This window comes from Winogradskyella litoriviva (assembly GCF_013249065.1).
GTDB classification, from domain to species: domain Bacteria; phylum Bacteroidota; class Bacteroidia; order Flavobacteriales; family Flavobacteriaceae; genus Winogradskyella; species Winogradskyella litoriviva.
The window spans coordinates 354,383-374,739 of sequence record NZ_JABRWQ010000005.1; the positions used below are offsets into that span (position 1 = coordinate 354,383).

At 30.4% G+C, this 20,357-nt stretch carries 17 protein-coding genes; 8 read left to right on the forward strand and 9 right to left on the reverse strand.

The genetic code is table 11. The features are described from left to right. The first annotated feature begins 80 nt into the window (after positions 1-80). The 4 genes from HNV10_RS13090 to HNV10_RS13105 are packed head-to-tail and all read left to right on the forward strand — an operon-like array spanning position 81 to position 4,913. Complete coding sequence (locus HNV10_RS13090) at positions 81-1,574, forward strand: TolC family protein (RefSeq protein ID WP_173301832.1); 1,494 nt, start codon at positions 81-83, stop codon at positions 1,572-1,574. Continuing rightward, positions 1,571-2,545 carry an HlyD family secretion protein gene (locus HNV10_RS13095; RefSeq protein WP_173301833.1) on the forward strand — a complete coding sequence of 325 codons (975 nt, stop codon included), beginning with the start codon at positions 1,571-1,573 and terminating at the stop codon, positions 2,543-2,545. Before HNV10_RS13090 ends, HNV10_RS13095 begins: the two co-directional genes overlap by 4 nt. Positions 2,546-2,553: 8 nt before the next feature. Further along, positions 2,554-3,735 carry an ABC transporter permease gene (locus tag HNV10_RS13100; RefSeq protein WP_173301834.1) on the forward strand — a complete coding sequence of 394 codons (1,182 nt, stop codon included), beginning with the start codon at positions 2,554-2,556 and terminating at the stop codon, positions 3,733-3,735. Continuing rightward, the gene (locus HNV10_RS13105) at positions 3,732-4,913 is read left to right on the forward strand and encodes an ABC transporter permease (protein ID WP_173301835.1); all 1,182 of its coding nucleotides are present in this window, start codon (positions 3,732-3,734) and stop codon (positions 4,911-4,913) included. Before HNV10_RS13100 ends, HNV10_RS13105 begins: the two co-directional genes overlap by 4 nt. A 28-nt stretch (positions 4,914-4,941) precedes the next feature. Here the strand turns inward: HNV10_RS13105 and HNV10_RS13110 are convergent, their stop codons facing one another. Both HNV10_RS13110 and HNV10_RS13115 read right to left on the reverse strand, forming a co-directional pair. Then, positions 4,942-5,625 (reverse strand): hypothetical protein, encoded by a 684-nt coding sequence (locus HNV10_RS13110; protein ID WP_173301836.1) that lies wholly within the window; start codon positions 5,623-5,625, stop codon positions 4,942-4,944. Between the two features lie 56 nt (positions 5,626-5,681). Further along, on the reverse strand, positions 5,682-6,221 hold the full coding sequence (locus HNV10_RS13115; RefSeq protein WP_173301837.1) for a hypothetical protein: 540 nt from the start codon (positions 6,219-6,221) through the stop codon (positions 5,682-5,684). Positions 6,222-6,397: 176 nt separating this feature from the next. Between HNV10_RS13115 and HNV10_RS13120 the strand changes: the two genes are divergently transcribed. From HNV10_RS13120 to HNV10_RS13135, 4 genes are all read left to right on the forward strand, one after another. After that, the gene (locus tag HNV10_RS13120) at positions 6,398-7,027 is read left to right on the forward strand and encodes an NAD(P)H-dependent oxidoreductase (protein WP_173301838.1); all 630 of its coding nucleotides are present in this window, start codon (positions 6,398-6,400) and stop codon (positions 7,025-7,027) included. A gap of 63 nt (positions 7,028-7,090) precedes the next feature. Then, positions 7,091-8,284 (forward strand): DegT/DnrJ/EryC1/StrS family aminotransferase, encoded by a 1,194-nt coding sequence (locus HNV10_RS13125; protein WP_173301839.1) that lies wholly within the window; start codon positions 7,091-7,093, stop codon positions 8,282-8,284. A 16-nt stretch (positions 8,285-8,300) separates the two neighbouring features. Beyond that, positions 8,301-8,789 (forward strand): hypothetical protein, encoded by a 489-nt coding sequence (locus HNV10_RS13130; RefSeq protein ID WP_173301840.1) that lies wholly within the window; start codon positions 8,301-8,303, stop codon positions 8,787-8,789. After that, the gene (locus tag HNV10_RS13135) at positions 8,767-12,048 is read left to right on the forward strand and encodes a transglutaminase domain-containing protein (RefSeq protein WP_173301841.1); all 3,282 of its coding nucleotides are present in this window, start codon (positions 8,767-8,769) and stop codon (positions 12,046-12,048) included. Before HNV10_RS13130 ends, HNV10_RS13135 begins: the two co-directional genes overlap by 23 nt. 65 nt (positions 12,049-12,113) lie before the next feature. Here HNV10_RS13135 and ribB read toward each other — a convergent pair whose 3' ends face one another. From ribB to tpx, 7 genes are all read right to left on the reverse strand, one after another. Then, on the reverse strand, positions 12,114-13,262 hold the full coding sequence (gene ribB, locus HNV10_RS13140) for a 3,4-dihydroxy-2-butanone-4-phosphate synthase (RefSeq protein WP_173301842.1): 1,149 nt from the start codon (positions 13,260-13,262) through the stop codon (positions 12,114-12,116). Between the two features lie 33 nt (positions 13,263-13,295). After that, on the reverse strand, positions 13,296-15,284 hold the full coding sequence (locus HNV10_RS13145) for an LptF/LptG family permease (protein ID WP_173301843.1): 1,989 nt from the start codon (positions 15,282-15,284) through the stop codon (positions 13,296-13,298). 18 nt (positions 15,285-15,302) lie between these two features. Continuing rightward, a complete protein-coding gene (locus tag HNV10_RS13150) occupies positions 15,303-15,944 on the reverse strand; it encodes a LolA family protein (RefSeq protein ID WP_173301844.1) in 642 nt (213 codons plus the stop codon). Positions 15,945-15,966: 22 nt separating this feature from the next. Next, positions 15,967-18,411: an FtsK/SpoIIIE family DNA translocase gene (locus HNV10_RS13155; RefSeq protein ID WP_173301845.1), complete on the reverse strand. Its 2,445-nt coding sequence runs from the start codon at positions 18,409-18,411 to the stop codon at positions 15,967-15,969. A 32-nt stretch (positions 18,412-18,443) separates the two neighbouring features. After that, entirely contained in the window at positions 18,444-19,217 is a 774-nt protein-coding gene (locus tag HNV10_RS13160) for a M15 family metallopeptidase (RefSeq protein ID WP_173301846.1), read from the reverse strand. Positions 19,218-19,294: 77 nt separating this feature from the next. Continuing rightward, the gene (locus HNV10_RS13165) at positions 19,295-19,663 is read right to left on the reverse strand and encodes a diacylglycerol kinase family protein (RefSeq protein WP_173301847.1); all 369 of its coding nucleotides are present in this window, start codon (positions 19,661-19,663) and stop codon (positions 19,295-19,297) included. An 8-nt stretch (positions 19,664-19,671) separates the two neighbouring features. Beyond that, the gene (gene tpx, locus HNV10_RS13170) at positions 19,672-20,172 is read right to left on the reverse strand and encodes a thiol peroxidase (protein ID WP_173301848.1); all 501 of its coding nucleotides are present in this window, start codon (positions 20,170-20,172) and stop codon (positions 19,672-19,674) included. Positions 20,173-20,357 lie beyond the last annotated feature (185 nt).

The following is a 20,357-nucleotide window of genomic DNA, read 5'->3' on the forward strand; positions in this document are numbered from 1 at the left end:
ATACTGACAAACGTCATGTTTAATTCTGCTTCTGATCTTTAATTTTACTCAAATTTCATTATTAAATTTTCAATTAATTGATGAATGAATTTATTCACTTGTTATCCATAAAAATGATGCGTCTTATTAATACAACATTGCTAATAATACTTTGTATTGTTAATACCTATGGACAAGAAAGAAAAATCAGTCTTTCTGAAGCTTTAGAAATGAGTTATTCTAATAACGAGAATATAAAACGCTACGCAGAACGTGTTGAGCAAAAGAATTACGAGGATAAAGCCGCAAAGGGTAATTTTTTACCTTCCATTAATCTTCTTGGAGGTTATACTTATTTAAGTGAAAATATGGAGGTAAATACATCTCAAGTTCAAAGTTCTTTAGATGATTTAGGAGGAAAATATGGTGCTGCTTTCATACAAGCGTATGGAGATCAGATAGGCCTATCTGGAGTATCTGCAGAAAGTGCATTCAGTACTTTAGTCGGAGTTTTAGAGCAATTTCCTGCATATCCCAATGTAACTGTGGACAACCAACAGATTTATACTGCTGCATTAACTGCGACACAACCCATTTTTACAGGTGGAAAAATTATAGCAGCTAAGAAGTATGCCAAGGCAGAGCTAGAATCTTCTGAAATAGAATTTAAACAAGTTAAAGACGAAATAGCAACTGAGCTTATAGATCGTTATCTCACAGTTGTTTTGTTAAAACAAGTAATTAAAACACGTCAGCAGGTTTATGATGGTATGGAAACTCACAAAGCACAGACAGAGCGTGCTATACAGTTAGAAATTTTGCCGAAGCATGTTTTATTAAGAGCAAAAGTCGCTGTGGCTGATGCAGAAAAAGACCTTAATAATGACAAAAACAAACTAAAACTAGCTGAGTTAGCATTGCGAACTACTATGAATTTACCAGAATCTGAAGTGTTTACAGTAATGGATAGTATTGGTTACCAAAATCTTTATTTTGATTTTAAAGAGCTATTAGATACAGCTAATTCTAATCAGCCAATATTAGAATTGATTGACCAGAAAGAAATTATGGCTAAACAGGCTTATGCGTTAGAACGATCTAAGTTTATGCCTAATATTGCTGCTTTTGGTACTTATAACATGTTTCGTGAAGATTTACCCATTATTCCTCCAAAATTTATAGTTGGAGTGCAAGCACAGCTTAATATTTTCAATGGTTTTAAAGATGTCAATAAATTAAAAGCTAGTAAACATCTACAACAGGAAGTAAAGAATGCCAAAGCGTATACCTCACAACAAATTAAACTCCTCGTGGAAAGCAATTATATTAATGCATTGAATCAACAAAAATTATATAATAGCCAAATAGCTACTGTAGAACTCGCTAAGGAAAATTTGAGAATTAATATTAGACGTTTTGAAGAAGGTCTTGGTAAATCTATCGATGTTATTGATGCATCTTTACTTTACGAAAAGTCTAAAATAGAACAGCTTGTTGCTTTAGATGGTTATTACAAAGCTATTGCTCATTTGTATAGTGCTATTGGACAACCAGAAAGAATAATACCAATCATTAGTAACCAAATTTTACCATGAAAAAATCATACATCATATTAGCTATTCCGATACTTATTATACTATTCTCTATTGTATATTTTTTGGTTAGGTCTGCTACTCCAGAACAAGAAATATATGTTGGTATGCTAGAAACTACAGAAGTGAATGTATCATCAGAAATTCCTGGACGTGTAAATTCTATTTTAATCGAAAAAGGAAGTGTTGTAGAAAAAGGACAAGTTTTAGCAACACTAGAAGCTGATATTTTAGATGCCAGAAAAGGCCAAGCGGAAGGTATGGTAAAAGCTGCACAATCTTTAATTGAAAAAGCACAAACAGGTGCACGTAAAGAGGAAGTTAGTGCATTACAAAATCAATACTTAATGGCTAAAAGTCAATTTGATTTTGCCGATAAAAGTTATAAACGATATCAAGCACTTTATGCAGATAGTATTATTTCTAAACAAGAGATGGATGAAGTACAGTTTAAATATGATGCCGCTAAAGAACAAAAGAATGCTGCAAAATCCATGTGGGAAATGGGTAAAAAAGGCACTAGAATAGAAGATATCAAAGCAGCGCAAGGAAGTTATGAAAGAGCGCAAGGTGCATACAATGAAGTAGAGGCTTATTATAACGAATTAGATATTGTTGCGCCAGCATCTGGTATTATTAGTAATCAAATTGCAGAAGAAGGTGAGGTTATGGCTTCAGGCTATCCAATTGTTACAATTCAAATACCCGAAAAAATATATGCTATTTTCAATATAAGAGAAGATCATTTATCTGATTTTAAAATGGGAACAATATACAAGGCTAAGGTGCCTGGATTAAATAATGAAGTGGTTAATTTTAAAGTCACTTATATTTCTCCTATGGCAGATTTTGCAACTTGGGTACCTATAAAGGCAAAAGGTGAATATGAACTTAAATCATTTGAAATTCATCTAAAACCACAAGAACGTATTGCAGATTTGCGTCCAGGAATGTCGATTCAAATTATTAAATAATCATCTCCATGAAATGGTCTGTATACCATATTTTTAAAAGGGAAATGAAAAGATTGTCTCGGCAGAAATCTACTAGAAATCTATTTATAATAATTCCTGTTGCTGTCTTTATTTTATTGGGTTTAATTTACTCTGAAGGTGCACTAAGAGAAGTTTCTATTGCGGTTTATGATAATGATAATAGCGAATTAAGTAGAACTTACATTCGCTCATTAGAAGCATCTCCCAATTTAGATGTTATCTATTATATGTCTTCAGAAGACGACTTAGAAACTGTGTTTGTAGAAAACGAGGTTCAAGGTATATTTTATATTCCAAAAGACTTTTATAAAGATGTACTTAAAGGTATTCCTGTTGATGTAAAAATTTATACCAACTCTACAAATATTGTTTTTGGAAATCTGTTATACAGATTAGCTACGGAAGTAACACAACTTATGAGTGCTGCTGTAGTTGTAAAAAACATGGCGCCTTTAGGTATTAATCCTGATAAAATATTGGGAACGGTAATGCCAATAGACGTCAATACTAAAGTTTTAGGGAATCCTCAATATAATTATATTTATTATCTATTACCAGGTTTGGCAACGGTTTTAATACAGATGATTCTATTTTTTGCAGCTTCACAAGCGTTTAATAATGAATGGAAATTAAAGACTTACACAGATTTATATGCCACAGCTAATGGAAATATATTAACTATGATTTTAGGCAAGTATTTAGCATATCTTGTATTTGGTTTAAGTCTATGTGGGTTTTTATTTGCTGTTGTATTCCCTGTTTTTGGAATTCCTATTTATGGTAATATAGGTTCTCTTTTAGTGCTCCTTTTACTATTTCTTACGGTTAATATTTTTCTTGGGTTTGGTATTTCTTTGCTGTTTAAAGATGAAATAATTGCCCTAGATATTGCTATTTTTTATAATTCACCAGCCTTTGTGTTTAGTGGGTTTACGTTTCCTATTTGGGCAATGCCTTGGTTTAATAGTTTGTATGCTCAAGTGATTCCTTATACACACTTTTTAACAGGCTTCTTAAAGATTTATCAATTAAATACACCTTTCAAATTCATATTACCAGAAATTGAGAAACTATTCATATTCCTTGTTATTGGAGTTGTTATAATTAGTATTGGTTTAATAATTAATAGAAAGATTATATTTCTACAACCTAAAATGAGTACAATATGAACTTAAAACTCATTTGGATATTGCTCAAAAAAGAAGCCAGCTTGGTCTACAACGACCATAGTATTCTATTGGCTTTGTTGGCAGCACCTTTACTTTATTTTGCTTTAATGGGTTCTACTTATTTTAATAAAGATGAAGAGGAGGTAAGTGTAGGTATTGTAGATTTAGATAACTCGCAAAGCAGCAAGTCTTTTTTAAATAAAATTAACGCCACACAAAAAATAAATATAACGCATAGTTACATCAACTTGGCTGAAGCTAAAAACGGATTTTATAGTTTTGATGTGCAAGGATTAATACATATACCAAAAGGGTTTGAAGAGAAATTAATAGCACATCAAAGTACACCAATTGGCTTAATTCTTAATAATTCTAAATTTCTATCCTCAAACGATATTAACAAAGCGGTTAATTTGGTGGCCATGGAATATGCTGAGAATTCTCGTCAACAGTTTTTTCAATCTAAAGGGATTAATCCATCATTGGCAACATTAAAAGCGCAACCTATAACGGCACAAATTAATGCGGTTTATAACCCAACCAACAATTATGGTAATTTTCTATTACCAGCATTATTTATTCTTATTTTACATCAGACGTTGCTTATTGGTATGTCTGAAAGTGTCGCTCATGACCGAGAAAATAATGTTCTAAAATCTAATTTTGAAGAAAGTAATTACAGTTTTCTTAATTATATATTAGGTAAAACAAGTTTTTATCTATTACTCTATTTTGCTTACATGCTGCTTACTTTTTTTGTTGTGTTTCCTGTTTTTGATTTACCATTAAATGGCAGTTTTTTTACATTGATTATGGTCTCTTTTTTGTTTTTTATGGCGACGATATTATATGGATGGTTTGTGTCGTCTTTTTTTAAATCTCAAGTTAGAGTTATGGAGATAATGGCTTTTACATCATATCCTGTTTTTTTAATTACCGGAATCACGTGGTCTTTTAAAGATATGCCTTTAGTATTACAATATGTTTCTAACTTAATTCCGCTAAAACCTTATTTTTCATTTCTAAAAAAACAAACGGTAATGGGAGTTGATAGTCATTTGTATAATTCTGAAATTATTCACATACTCCTTTTACTCTTATTTGGTTATGTTGCTGCTTTATTGAGGTTCTATTATCTGAAAAATCGAGTTTTAGAATTAAAGTCAAAACCGATTTAATAAATTATTGTAATAGGTTGAAGACTTTCTACAATGCTCCAGTAATGGCAGCTATAAATGCTATTATAATAAGGAGTGTTAATATTCCTAATGCTAAAGCATAAATTTTTATTAAGGTATTTTTTTGGGTTTTATTAGGACTAAAGTATTTCTGAAAAAAAGGAATACTGATAGGTATAAAAATAAGTAATAAAGTATATGCTATAGAATTAACAAATGTTGCGTCGCTATTATTCTTTTTAACATAAATAGCTCTTGCAGAATAATGACAAATAACAGGATAGAGAATTAATAAACCTACAAAATTGATAGTTTCTCTTGTTGCATATAAAACCCAAGTATAACTATCGTAAGAGTTCCTTAGAAAAGCAAACAAAGGCTCATAGGCTAAATTATAGATTAAATAAAACAGAAATAATCCAAAGGCAATCTTAAACCATTTTAAAGGAATGCCAAGTTTAATTGGCTCGACTGAAAGTGTTGTTGCTCTTAGCCATAAAATCCAGAGTAAAAAAGCTAAAGCAAATAATATATAAACACCAATTAAAAGGATGGAAATCACTTGTGTTTGCGATTCTAGGCCTTCCTTTAAATTACGAAGAGAAACCGAAAGAATTGTATAAAAGGCTATAACTATGAGCGGATAAATAATTAGATAAATTGCTAATTTTTTAGGAGATAACTTTAATATAGAATTTGAAATTTTCTGCATATAATTGGCAACTTAAACCTAATAATTGAACTTTTGAGATTTAAAAAATTTATGTATTAGAAGCGAGACACTTCAATACCATTATCTTTTGCATAAGGAATTGCAATATCCATTAAATTGGTGTGTAAATCCCAAAATTCATCTAAATAAGATTGTTCAAATCTTATTATTTCTTGATGAATCTCTGTTTTTGAAGCTTTATTGTCTATAAGTTCTGCAATTTTTACGTACTCTGTTTTGTATTTATCTAAAGTGAATTCATGTAAGTTTAAAGACGCATTAATCATTGCTTCTGTGCTTGCAGTTACTTTTAAATCTTTAATTTCATTAATGCTTTTTTCAATATTAGGAATAATATAAGTTGTTAAATGCGGAACAAGCATGCCTTGCATGTCGTACTCATCATTTTCAAGTTTAATATATAATGCTTTTTGTGATTTTGCGTTCATATAGTTTTCAAAGTCTTGTTTACCAAACCCACCTAATAAGTTAGTGTTTAGGGCAACTTTGCCAAAATATTTTTCAGGACTTACACTAAAGCTACACGATTGAGAAATTAGAATAAGTATTAAAATTGTAAATAGTTTTGTTTTCATGATGGTTAAATTTTAATTTTTTATCACATTACAAAACTAGTTTGTATTCTAATCTCGCAATACCCTGAAAACCGTTAAAAAATAAATGAATTCAGTGATTTAAAGTTGCTAATTCACTTTAACTCGTAAAATAAATCAATACTTTAATTCCGTATTTTTACAAAAAAAAGAATACGATGTCTATCATAGAAAAATTAAATTGGCGCTATGCTACCAAAAAGTTCAATGACACCAAGAAACTTTCCGTAGAACAACTTGATACCTTAAAAGAAGCTTTTAATTTAACAGCTTTATCTTATGGGTTACAGACCTTAAAAATGGTTATTGTAGAAGATAAAAGTAAGCGCGAAAAACTCGTTGGTATGTCTTATGGTCAGCGTCAAGTAGCAGATTCATCACACTTATTGGTACTTTGTATTCAAAATGAAATTGATGAAAACGATGTGGATGAGCATTTTGAAACCATTAAAAGCATAAGAAATACACCAGATGCAATTCTATCTCCATTTAAAACTCAATTGAAGTCATCGATTAACGAGATGACAGTAACTAAAAAAGTAGATTGGGCAACAAGACAAGCCTATATTGCTTTAGGAAATTTAATGACAGTATGTGCAGTAGAAGGTATAGATAGTTGTCCTATGGAAGGCTTTGTTCCTAAAGATTTAGATACAGAATTAGGTTTAGAAGCGTTAGGGCTTTCATCAGTATTGCTTTTGCCTGTAGGTTTTAGAGCCGAAGATGATATGTTTGCAGACTTTAAAAAAGTGAGAAAACAAGTAAGTAAAACAGTTATAGAATTGTAGCTGTTTTAATACGTGTAAAATTGTAATATTCTATATATTTACGTTAAAATTAAAATTTTCAATATGCCAGGATTCGAATTGTTTAGTGATTTAGAGCGAAAAGAAGTTAATGATGTATTAGATAATGGCGTTTTAATGCGTTATGGTTTTGATGCCATGCGAAAAGGCCATTGGAAAGCAAAAGAACTTGAAACAGAATTAGCAACTACGTTTCAGTCTAATCATGTGCAATTAGTATCTAGCGGAACAGCTGCGGTTTCAGTTGCTTTAGCATCAGCAGGTGTTGGTGCAGGAGATGAAGTTATTATGCCAACTTTTACTTTCGTTGCTAGTTTTGAGGCCATTATGATGTTGGGCGCAATTCCTATTCTTGTTGATGTAGATGATACATTAACATTAGATCCAAAAGCGGTTGAAGCAGCAATTACGCTAAAAACAAAAGCGGTAATGGTTGTACAGATGTGCGGAAGTATGGGTAATATGGATGCATTAAGTAAAATTTGTAACGAAAATAATCTTATTTTTATTGAAGACGCTTGCCAAGCCATTGGAGGCACCTACAAAGGAAAACCGTTAGGTAGTATAGCGGATTTAGGTTGTTTTTCTTTCGATTTTGTAAAAACCATAACCTGTGGAGAAGGTGGAGCAGTAGTTACTAATAATAAAGAATATTACATTAATGCAGATCATTATAGCGACCATGGACACGATCATGTAGGTAATGATAGAGGAGCAGAAACGCATCCTTTTTTAGGTTATAATTTTAGAATTTCAGAATTACATGCTGCCGTTGGTTTAGCGCAAGTAAGACGCTTGCCAGAATTTATTGCAATACAGAAAAGGAATTATACCATTATTAGAGATGCGCTTTCCAAAGTGCCAGGTGTGACTTTTAGAAGGGTTCCAGATGGAGGAGAGGAAAGTTACTCATTTTTAAACTTCTTTTTACCAGATACAGAAACGGCATTAAATGTTTCTAAAGGATTTAAAGAAAACGGTGTAGATGTATGTTGGAATTATTACGAAAATAACTGGCATTACATTAATAAATGGAATCATCTCAAAGATTTAAAATCATTGTTTCCAATTTCTAAAGAAGTAAAAAAAGGTTTAGAATATCTTAAAACTAAATCTTTTGAGCAGTCTGATCATTTTATAGGACGAAATATTTCCTGTCTAATAAAATTGTCATGGACAGAAGATGAAGTAAGAATAAGAGCCTCAAAAATGGCAGAACTTATAAAAGCTATTAATTAATTTTTAGATCATATTTATGCATAAAACCTTATTACTAATTGCAGTTGTTTCGCTATTCTCTTTCAACTGTATCGCACAAAACAAAGACTATACTAAATTTTGGGATCACTTATTGGCAAATGATAGAGTTGAAGCTGGTAAGTTTTTAAATAAAAATAAGAGTTCTGATTTAGAATGGCTTATTATAAATGAACTTCTTAGAAATGAGTCGGGTAAAATTAAACGAAATGACGACTTTTTAAAAGCATTCTTAACGAAAGATGATTTTGAATATTATCTCTTTGCATTTTGGGATAGGTCTTTTCTTTTTGATGATTATATAGATGAAGGTTTTAACAGTAATACCTTTGAAACCTTAGACAAAATAAAAGCACTAAACTTAAGCAATATTGATTTAAAAGACGCTATTACTTATATTGATGCTATCAGAAATAGACATAACAATAACTGGGAAGCCTATACTACACTTAATGAAGAAATAAATGCAGTATTGTGGCAGTTTTGAAAACATGAATAAAAGTGGATTAGATAAATTCTATGAACCTGAAATAACTTCTGCGAGTGATGTAGATTTTGATGCAAAAAGTAATGGAATTATTAGATGGTATAATGGCAAGAATCCTAAGGAAGCTTATCAGTTTTTTTCAAACCATAATGAATATGGTTCTAGTGTAAATTATGCACAAACCTTTTTAAATTCAGATATTGATCAACGTGTTATTTTACGAGTTGGTTGTGGTTCTGCTTTTAAAATCTTTTTAAATGATATTGAAATTTATAAATATGATAAAGATGTTTCTACGGATCTTAATGGGTATGAAGTCTTAGTTAATTTACCAAAAGGTAATAATCGTTTATTAATAAAGTCTGCAGAGAGTAATACTAACTCTTATTTTATGGTTGCTGTTTTCGACGAGAATAAAAAACCATTAACAAATATAGCTACTTCAAATAAGCCAACAAGTTATAATAAATCAACACTTTCTGCATTAAACCCTATTGAAAAGAAAAATGATTTTGAGAATTATTTTGAAACTAAAATAGCTTCCCAACCCGATAATTTTCTTTATTCTTATGCGCTTTATAATACATTTATTAGAAATTCAAAATATAACGAAGCGAGAGATGTTTTAATGCCATTTTATAAAAAGTACCCTAAAAGTTCTTTATTGAGAAGTGCATTAATGACTACTTATAATTTAGAAAAAGATTATACGTCTTCTAATGAATTAAGTGAGAACATTGAGCGGGACGATCCAGATTATTATTTACCAATAATTAATAAACTAAATGAATACAGTGAACTTTCTAGACTTTCAATGGATGAGTTTGAAGAGTATATAGAAAAGTTGAAGAATGCTTTTGATTCTGAAATGATTAAAGGTGCTGCAGATTTCTTATATCATGCAAGAAAAGAAGATTTAGCAGGTATAAAAGCAACGCTAGAACATTTAAACACTTTAGCAATAGACTACAACAATACTAATCTAAAATTGAGATACGCACCATTATTTGATCAAATATTTCAAGATCAAGATAGATCTATAGCTGTATTAGAAGAAATTTCAACTAACAACTTTAGTCTAAGTGCAGAAAACAAATTAATCAATTATTATGATAAGAAAAACGAAAAAGATAAAGTCTTAAATTTAATTGATAAACACTACAATGAATTAAAAAATGATAATTCTTATTTAAAACGCATTGTTAATCGATATGTAGAATATCAAATGTTTGACAAAGCATTACCTTATACAGAAGAAATGCTTCAAAATTATCCTTACAGTTTTACAACTATGGAACTGAGAGGTGATATTTTAAAGCAATTAGGTGAAGATAAGGAGGCTTTAGAATATTATGAAAAAGCACTAGCGCATAATAGTGGTGATACTGGGTTAAGAAAAAAGATTAATGATGTTTCAAAAAAATCTAATTTAATTAATGAACTCGTTTTAGAAGAAGCTTACGGTTACATCACAGAGCACAGAAATAAAATAACAACTAATAATTATGGTTTTAATATTTTATTAGACGAAGGTAATATTGAAATTTTTGAAGAAGGAGGTTTTAAATATAGATATGTTTACATCTATGAAGTAACATCTAATAACGGAATAGAATCATTTAAAGAGTATAACCTTGGTTTGGGTGGTTCTTATAAGTTTTTAAAATCAGAGTTAGTAAAACCAGATGGAAGTATCGTTCCTGCAGCACGTAGCGGCTCTAATTTAGTTTTTAATGACATAAGTATTGGAGATGTTGTTTATATAGATTATGAAGGTGTGGCTACAACAACGGGTCGTTTCTATAAAGATATATCAGACAGCATGCAATTCGATTCTTTTCATCCTATGGTTTTTACATCAATGGATATTTTGGTTCCAAAATCTAGTCATTTAAATTATAAGTATATCAATGGTTCTATAGAACCAAAAATTACAAAAAAGAAGGATCACATATTATATCAATGGGAATTAGAAAATGCTAAAACCATGGAATATGCTGAAGATTATATGCCTAATTCGGTAGATCATTTAGGACATCTTCACTTTAGTACTATAGAAAGCTGGAATGATATTGCCGTTTGGTATTCTGATTTAGTAAGAACAAGAATTGAAATTAATTCTAAGGTAGAAAGTGAGTTTAATAAGCTTTTTCCAAATGGACATAAAGATTTAACTGAAGATCAGCGAGCTAAAATTATTTATAATTATATCACATCTAATTTTAACTACAGTTATGTGAGTTTTAAACAAAGTGGATTTATCCCTCAAAAACCAGCTAAAACTATTAATACAAGTTTAGGTGATTGTAAAGATTTTTCAACTTTATTTGTAACACTAGCTAAAATGGCTGATTTAAACTCTAACTTAGTATTGGTGTTAACATCTGATTACGGAAGAAATAACCTGGTTTTACCAAGTACAGATTTTAACCATTGTATTGTAAAAGTAATGATTGATGGTAATCCTCAATTTTTAGAATTAACAAACAAGTATTTACCATACAAAGCATTGCCAACAAGTTTAAGAGGTGCAACAGCATTAGAGATTCCGTTTGATGCTGAAAAAACGAAGGAGACTTTTGATTTAATTCATTTAGATAAGGTAAACCGAATTAAATCTCAAGTGAATAATAAAATTCAGATTAATATTTCTGAAGACAGCATGAATTTGAACATAGCATCTGAAGTAATAGGACATAATACTTCTTATTATAAAGAAGTATTTAGCGAGCCAAATGAAGATGTTGTTAAAAAATCAATGACGGAAGATTTTAAGTCTAAACTAATAGATGATTTTACTTTAAATTCGGTGTCAGAATATGAGCAAAATAATGACATTGCAGCGATTTCTTATAAAGCTGATATTACACTAAATAAAAAAATGAGTAGTATTGGTTCAATTAAAATTCTACAATTACCAATTATTTCGCACCCTTATGAAAATTCTATTATTCAGTTAGAGGATAGAAAATATCCTATAAATTATATTCAATATGAAACTGTAGACGATTATTATACAGAATATACTATAGAAATAGAAGAAGGGCAGAGTTTTGTAGAAATACCAGAAAGCAAAAGCTTTGAGTTTAAAAATCATAAGTATTCCATTACTTATGAAAACCCTAAACCTAATAAACTTAACATTGTTATTAATGCTACAACACCATACGATGATGTAATGCCTCAAGATTACAAATCGTATAAAGCATATGTTAAGAATATTTTAGATGCTGAAGTAGAGTATATAGGTTTCAAATAAATCTCTTAATCGAGTTTTACCACATATAAATTAAAAAATAGTCGCTTAAACGCGACTATTTTTGTTTAGTATTCAACATACTCAACAATCTCTAAACCATAACCAATCATCCCAACTCGTTTCGTTTGAAGACTATTGGAAATTAACTTTAGTTTGCTAATTTTTAAATCGTGTAAAATCTGTGCACCAATCCCAAAATCTTTAGTATCCATCCCTAAACTAGGGGCTTTTATTAATTTTCCTTCAACTTGGTTTTCTTTTAAAATTGATAGACGTGTTAATAAATTAACCGATTCTGGTTGTTGATTTATAAAAATAATAGCTCCTTTTCCTTCAGAATTAATAACATTAAACATGTCATCTAATTTTTGGTCTGCATTATTGGTTAATGTACCAAGTATATCATTATTAACTAGAGAAGAATTTACACGTGTTAATATAGGTTCATCAGATTTCCAATTACCTTTTGTTAAGGCAATATGCACTTGATCATTGGTAGTTTGCTGATAGGCTCTTAATCTAAATTTACCAAATCGAGTTTCGATGTTAAAGTCCTCTTTCTTTTCAATTAAAGAATCGTATTCCATTCTGTAGGCTACCAAATCTTCTATAGAAACAATTTTTAAGTCGAATTTCTTAGCAACTTTTAAAAGTTGTGGTAAACGCGCCATTGTGCCATCTTCGTTCATAATCTCCACAATAACACCAGCAGGCTCAAAACCAGCTAAACGTGCAAAATCTATTGCAGCCTCTGTATGGCCAGTTCGTCTTAAAACACCTCCTTCTTTTGCAACTAATGGAAAAATATGACCAGGTCTAGCCAATTCAAAAGGTTTTGTTTCTTTGTTAACTAATGCTTGTACGGTTTTTGCTCTATCGCTCGCTGAAATTCCGGTGCTCACACCATTACCACGCAAATCCACGGAAATGGTAAAAGCCGTTTCCATTGGGTCTGTATTATTTCTTACCATCATGTTAAGCTCTAAGTCTTCACATCTATTTTCTGTAAGAGGAGCACATATTAATCCACGACCATGAGTTGCCATAAAATTTATCATCTGAGGCGTCACCTTCTCAGCTGCGGCTAAAAAATCACCTTCATTTTCACGGTTTTCATCATCTACAACAATAATAACTTTACCTTTTTTTATATCTTCAATTGCTTCTTCAATAGTATTGAGACTAGTTTTTGTATTTATAGAATTAGTGGTCATAATGCGTATGGATTTAATATACCAAAGGTAAGCTTATTTTATATTTTGAAGACAGCTTAAATAAAAGTCTTGAGAAATCTTATTACGTAACACAAGATATTTTAACGGATAAAGTGGAAGTGTAATAATATGAATTATTGGGTTAAGACGCTTAGCTTCTAAGGCAATAGTTTTGTAAAATTTTGAATATACAAAAGCATCTACAATTACATAAATTCCAAAAAATATAAAGCTTATGATACTTAATGTAATTGAGGATTCTGCTAATTCTGGAAGCTTATTGTTTCTAAAAACAAAAAATAACAATAATAAAACTAAACCAATACAAAAACTGATTAAGCTTGTTTTAGAATAATCTTTGTAATCTTTTAATAATACTCGTGCTTTTATTAGGTTCTCAGGTATAACTAATCCTTCTGACCTTAAGCCTTCAAGTGGAATTTTTCTTTCTAATAAACTATGAAGCGCAATTTCTTTTGGTTTTTTATCTATATCAAAGTCATCTTGTTTTTTTATAATTCCTACTAATTCTTCAATAGAATATTTTTTATAGAAATTAAATGTTTTGGTATCACTTTCAGATAGTTGCACTTTGTTTTTTGAGGTAAAAAGTCTTTTGATAGGTACAGTAATGGCATCAAACTGAAAAACGCCTTTGTCATTTGTAGCTCTTCTTGTTAAATAGATACTTAAGGGTAACATAATTGCAGTAGAAAGCCAAGAGCCAATTATAGGATTAAAACTTCCTTTTTCTGCACTATTTTTGGCAAATATTCCAAAAAAGTGATAGGTTAAAAAGAGTACAATTGCTATTACCATTGGTAATCCAAGTCCACCTTTACGGATTAATGCACCTAAAGGAGCACCTACAAAAAATAGAATTACACAAGCAAAAGCGAGTACAAATTTATCATGTAGAGAAATGACATGTTTATTTATAATAATTTGTTTTACTTCAAATGTTTTTTTGTTAGAATCAATAATCTGCCTTGTACTATTAGCTGAATTAATGGCTAAGTTTAAAATCTGAACTTTTTGGGTATTATTAAAAAGCTTTAGAATGCTTTTGTCTTTGTATACGGAATCTGTTTTAGTTGTATCAATATTTAAATTTAAAGCGGCATAAGAACTTCTATTATATAAAGTATTAGACAGGGCAAAGTAACTATCTTTCTTTTTTCCGTTTAAACTATCAATTGTATATCTTAATTGACCAACATCTAACATGTTATATCGATCAGAGTGTTTTTTTTCGTCTAAATCTTCGTTGTTTAAATTCTCAAGATCTACGTTAATGACGTAGTTGTCAAAATAACTCCTTACATGCGGTTTGTCTGCATTGATAGATCGGCTGTTAGATAGAATTTCCTCGTAATAATTTCCGTTAATTAACTCTAGTTGCAAAATATTAGAATCAGGACTACTTTTTAGCTCGCCTTTTTCTGCTTTTATAACAATGAAATTCCCAGATTTTCTTTTATCACTTTTTTTATGAATAATAACACCATCTAAAAATTGACCTCTATCGCCAGATTTACTATCAACCTTAATGTTAATGTTACCTATCTCGTTAAATTGTCCTTCGGCAATAGCTAAAGCAGGTTTAACTTTTGCAATATTTCTTCTTAAATTATAAAAATTATATTCTCCCCAAGGAATAACATTATTAGCAAAAAAAAACGAAGCAATACCTAAGCCTACAATAAAAACGCTTAAACTCCTCATGGCACGTTGTAGAGAGATACCAGTAGATTTCATGGCTGCAAACTCATAGTTTTCTGCAAAATTGCCAAAAACCATTATTGAGGATAGTAATATGGTTAATGGTACAACTAACGGAATTAATTTTGGCATGTAGTACAAAATAAATTTTGCCGTTACCATAACATCTAAATCTTTACCTGCAAGTTCGGCAATATAGAGCCAAACACCTTGCAAAATAAAGATGAACATGAATATAATAAAGACGCTAAAAAACGTCCTTAAGAATGTGATAAGTATGTACCTATCTAATATTTTCACAAAGAAATGATTTTGAACTTAATCTAATTTATTGATGTAATAATCGCTGTATTTACTTTCGTCAAATGTAAATAAGGTTTTTGAAATAGGTTGGTCGGTTTTAAAAGAATTAACAGTTAATGTTGTTTTAGTTCCGTTTTTACCTACTTCGATTAAGTTATAAATGTGCTTTGTTGTAGCGTCAATGCCTAGTAATACATGTTTTATCTCAGAATTTGTATCGATAGGACTAAGTTTTACATATTGTATTTTTCTTCCTTTTACCGTTTGAACAATGTCCATCTTAAAGATATAGCCATCCTCGTAAAACGATAACATTTTACTTGGTGTTATGGTACTTTCGTCTTCTGAATTGTCTGTAGAAATAGTTACTTCTTCATCTTCAGGGCTTATGGTGTATAAGGTTTTACCGTCATAGATACGTGTAATACCTAATATGTTGAGTTTATATTTATCACCTTGCATAACAACGTCTCCGCGAGTTTCTTGGCTAATGTTTTCACTTGTATTGTTTAGTTCGTATTTAAAATCTAAGCTAATGTTTTTATAAGCTTTAATTTTAGAACTCACTTCGTTAAGTAAAGTTTCTGCTTTAGTATCACTTTGCGCAAATGCTGTAAATCCTAATGTTAAAAATGCAATTACAAATAATTTTTTCATCTTTCTTTAAGTATAAATAATCTTATTGATTGTTTTCGTTTTCTAATAATTGGTCTAAAGCTACTAAATCTGGTACCAAAACTTGTCTTGCTTTACTGCCCTCAAAATTACCTACAATTCCTGCAGCCTCTAATTGGTCAATAATTCTACCAGCTCTATTGTAGCCTAATTTTAATTTTCTTTGTAATAAAGAAGCTGAACCTTGCTGTGCTGTAACAATAAGTTCTGCTGCTTCTCTAAATAATTTATCTCTATCTGATATATCTATATCAAGATTTGTGCCACCTTCTTCACCAACATATTCTGGTAATAAATGTGCATCAGGATATGCCTTTTGTGCACCAATGAATTCGGTTATTTTTTCTACCTCTGGTGTATCTACAAAGGCACATTGAAGTCTTATTAATTCATTACCTTGTGTGTAAAGCATATCTCCACGGCCAATAAGTTGGTCTGCTCCAGAACCATCTAAAATAGTACGCGAATCTATTTTACTAGTTACTCTAAAGGCGATACGTGCTGGGAAATTGGCCTTAATAATACCTGTAATTACGTTTACGGAAGGACGTTGTGTGGCAATTATTAAATGAATACCAATAGCACGAGCCAACTGAGCTAAACGCGCAATTGGAGTTTCTACTTCTTTACCAGCTGTCATTATTAAATCTGCAAATTCATCTACTACTAAAACTATATATGGTAAAAATGCATGGCCATCGTTTGGATTTAATTTTCGAGCTTTAAACTTAGCGTTGTATTCGGCTATATTTCTACAAAAGGCATTTTTTAGCATTTCATAGCGATTATCCATTTCAATACAAAGGGAGTTTAAGGTGTTTATAACCTTTGTATTATCTGTAATAATAGCTTCTTCACTGTCTGGAAGTTTTGCTAAATAATGACGTTCTATTTTATTAAATAGTGTTAATTCTACTTTTTTAGGATCTACTAATACAAATTTTACTTCTGCAGGATGCTTTTTATATAATAAAGATGTTAAGACAGCATTTAAACCTACTGATTTACCTTGTCCTGTTGCTCCAGCCATTAATAAGTGAGGCATTTTGGCTAAATCCACAACAAAAGTTTCATTACTAATAGTTTTTCCAAAGGCAATAGGCAATTGCATTTCGGATTTTTGGAATTTTTGAGAAGCAATAACAGAACGCATTGATACAATGGTAGAGTTCTTATTAGGTACTTCAATACCAATAGTGCCTTTTCCAGGAATAGGAGCAATGATTCTAATACCTAATGCCGCAAGTGATAATGCAATGTCATCCTCCAGATTTTTAATTTTAGAAATACGTATGCCAGCTTCTGGAACAATTTCATATAATGTAACCGTAGGACCAATGGTTGCTTTAATACTAGAAATTCCTATTTTGTAATTGTTCAGAGTTTCTACAATACGATTTTTGTTTTCTTCTAATTCTTCTTGGTCTATTGAAATACCTTCATTATCATATTTTTTCAATAAATCTAAAGGTGGAAATTGATATTTACTTAATTCTAAAGTAGGATCAAACTGACCAAAGTCTTCCACTAATTTATCTGAGAGGTTATCTGCTTCAGATTTTTCTTCTTCAATAGCTTCAACTTCAACTTTTAATTCGGGTACATCTACGGTTTCTTCTTTTGGTTTTTCGGTAACCTCCATGGTTAGATTTTCTGCTTTTACTTCGGTTTTAGTGGTAGGCGCAGAATGTTTGGTTATCGTTGGTTCTGTTTTTTCTAACGGAATCTCAAAAGCAGATTTAATAGCTTCAGCTTCTTCGGTTAAATTATTATCAAAAATTATTGTAGGTTCTTTTTCCTTTTCTTCGGATTTTAAATCTTCTTTAATAGAGGTTTTAGCTCTTTTAAATGTATTAAGGATACTTTCTCCTGTTACTTTAAATCTTATAGCTAAATAGGCGATAAGGCCAAAAACTAGAAGGAGGACTGTGCCAATTTTACCAATATAATCTTGAAAAAATGTATTCATTTCAAAACCAATGGTTCCACCGAGTAAATCGAATTTATGCGTAAAAAAGCCAAATAGAATAGATAACCAGATTACAATTAATGTTCCCCAAATCCAATGTTTTCTGAGTTTTGCTTTGTTTAAATTTAGAGTTACGTATACACCAGAAAGGAATATTAAACCAGAAAAGATAAAAGACGGTAAACCAAATCCTTTTGTAATAAAAAAATCACTTACCCAAGCACCTAATTGACTTGCCCAATTTTTGTACTCTGTTGAGCGTTCTGGGAAATTATGTAAAACACTTTGATCTTCTTTTCCTGTAAAAACAAAAGATAAAAATGATATAAAAAGAAGAAGACCAATAATTATAAGTAAACTGCCAAAAATGAGTTTATGTTGGCTAGTTAGCTTAAACGAAGGCTTCTTTACTTTAGCTGTTGGTTTTGCTTTAGGTTGAGCCTTTGTAGTGGTTTTCTTTTTTGTTGTTTTTTTTGCCATATTTATTTTCCGAGAAAACGAAAATCTAAATTTTATTTATAATTTTTTGCTTTTATAGAAATACCATTAACATAGTTTTCTATAATATTTAATTCTTTTGCCATTGCTTCACCCTTAAATCCATTAATATCTTTATCTGTGATATTTACATTATAGAATTCTAAATAAGCACTTGCTAAAGGTAAATAGGACCAATGCCATTTTTCTAGATTGTAACCTGTTCTGCCACTATCTTTATCTGTATAGACTTGGTAAAATCCATATTCATTAGCATTTTCATTGAGCCAATTATATTCGGCTTTTCCATTTCCGCTGCTAAAATACGAATTAGTTAAATTATTTAGGTCTAAATCTGTTCCCCAATGATGACGAGAAGAACTTGGCATAGAACTATATTCTAAAATTTTTATTGCTCTGTCTTTAGGTTTCAGGTTATTGTATTTTTGCCATTTACGTTCCCAAATGGCTTTTTGTTCTTTAAAATTACGGGTTCCGGATAATATAGTTAAATTAATGTTGTCCTTTTTAGCTGCTTTACACATTTCTAAAAATGCTGTGTAAACATCCTTATTAAGATATATTGTTTTTACGGAATGCTCTGCACTTACTTTTATAAAAGTTGAATCTGTTTTGTAATCAAACTTACCCAAAACAAGTGCTTTAGAAATGTTTAACTTGGGTTTACTAATAGAATCTAATGTGTCTTTTTTTATTTTAAAATCTTCCTTAACAGCTATATTATTAGAATTTGTATGGCAGCTACATACAAAGAAGACCATAAAAAATGTAGCAAGTAATGATTTCATTATAACTCTAAAAGTGTTGACAAATTTGAATAGCACAAAAATACAAATATGAAACGTTATTTAAGGCGTTTTGGTATTTATAGAATTTTAGGAAAATAAATAATGCCAGCAATTATAACCGCTATAATTGAAGCGATAAAAACAGCACCAGCTGCAACATCCTTTATTAATCCTATTTTTTTGTGGTATTCTGGATGAATAAAATCTGCAATATATTCTACTGCAGTATTCATGCCTTCCATACTCATTACAATACTAATCATAATAAGTTGAGCCATCCATTCACTTTTAGAAATATCAAAATAGAAGCCAGCAAAAGTAACTACAATGGCTATAAACAATTGCACCTTTATACTGGCTTCTGTTCTTATTAGAATAAGCATGCCTTTAAAAGCAAAACCGATACTTTTTATTCTATTAATTAAGAAGGATTCTTTTTTCGGCATCCAATAAATTAGCTTAAGCTTTTTAATGCAGCTTCATAATTTGGCTCGTCTTTAATTTCAGAAACTTGTTCTGTATGAAGAATAGTTCCGTCTTTATCAACCACAACGATACATCTAGATAATAATGTTTCTAATGGGCCAGTTTTAAACGTTAAGCCGTAATCTTTACCAAAATCACCTGTTTTAAAGTCAGATAGGCTTTCTACATTATCTAAACCTTCTGCACCACAAAAACGTGCTAACGCAAACGGTAAATCTTTAGAAATGCATAACACTTTTGTGTCTGCTAATTCACTCGCTTTTTCGTTAAATGTTCTTACCGATTGTGCGCAAGTTCCTGTATCTATACTCGGAAATATATTTAATACTAATCTGTTGCCTTTATAATCTGACATAGATTTAGTAGATAAATCTGTTGCAGTTAGTTTAAAATCTGGAGTTTTACTGCCAACTGCTGGTAAGCTTCCTGTTGTTTCTATAGGATTTCCTCCTAAAGTTATATTTGCCATAATTATTAATTTTTAGAGTGTTAAAAATAAGAACTTTTAAGTGTAATAGTATTAAATAAACTATAATATTTATTTAGATATGTGATAATAAAAAACCACATAAAAACTTTTGTCTTTATGTGGTTTATATATTTTAAGCACTTTTATTGATAATGTAAAATTGCTAGTACATAACAATAAAAATG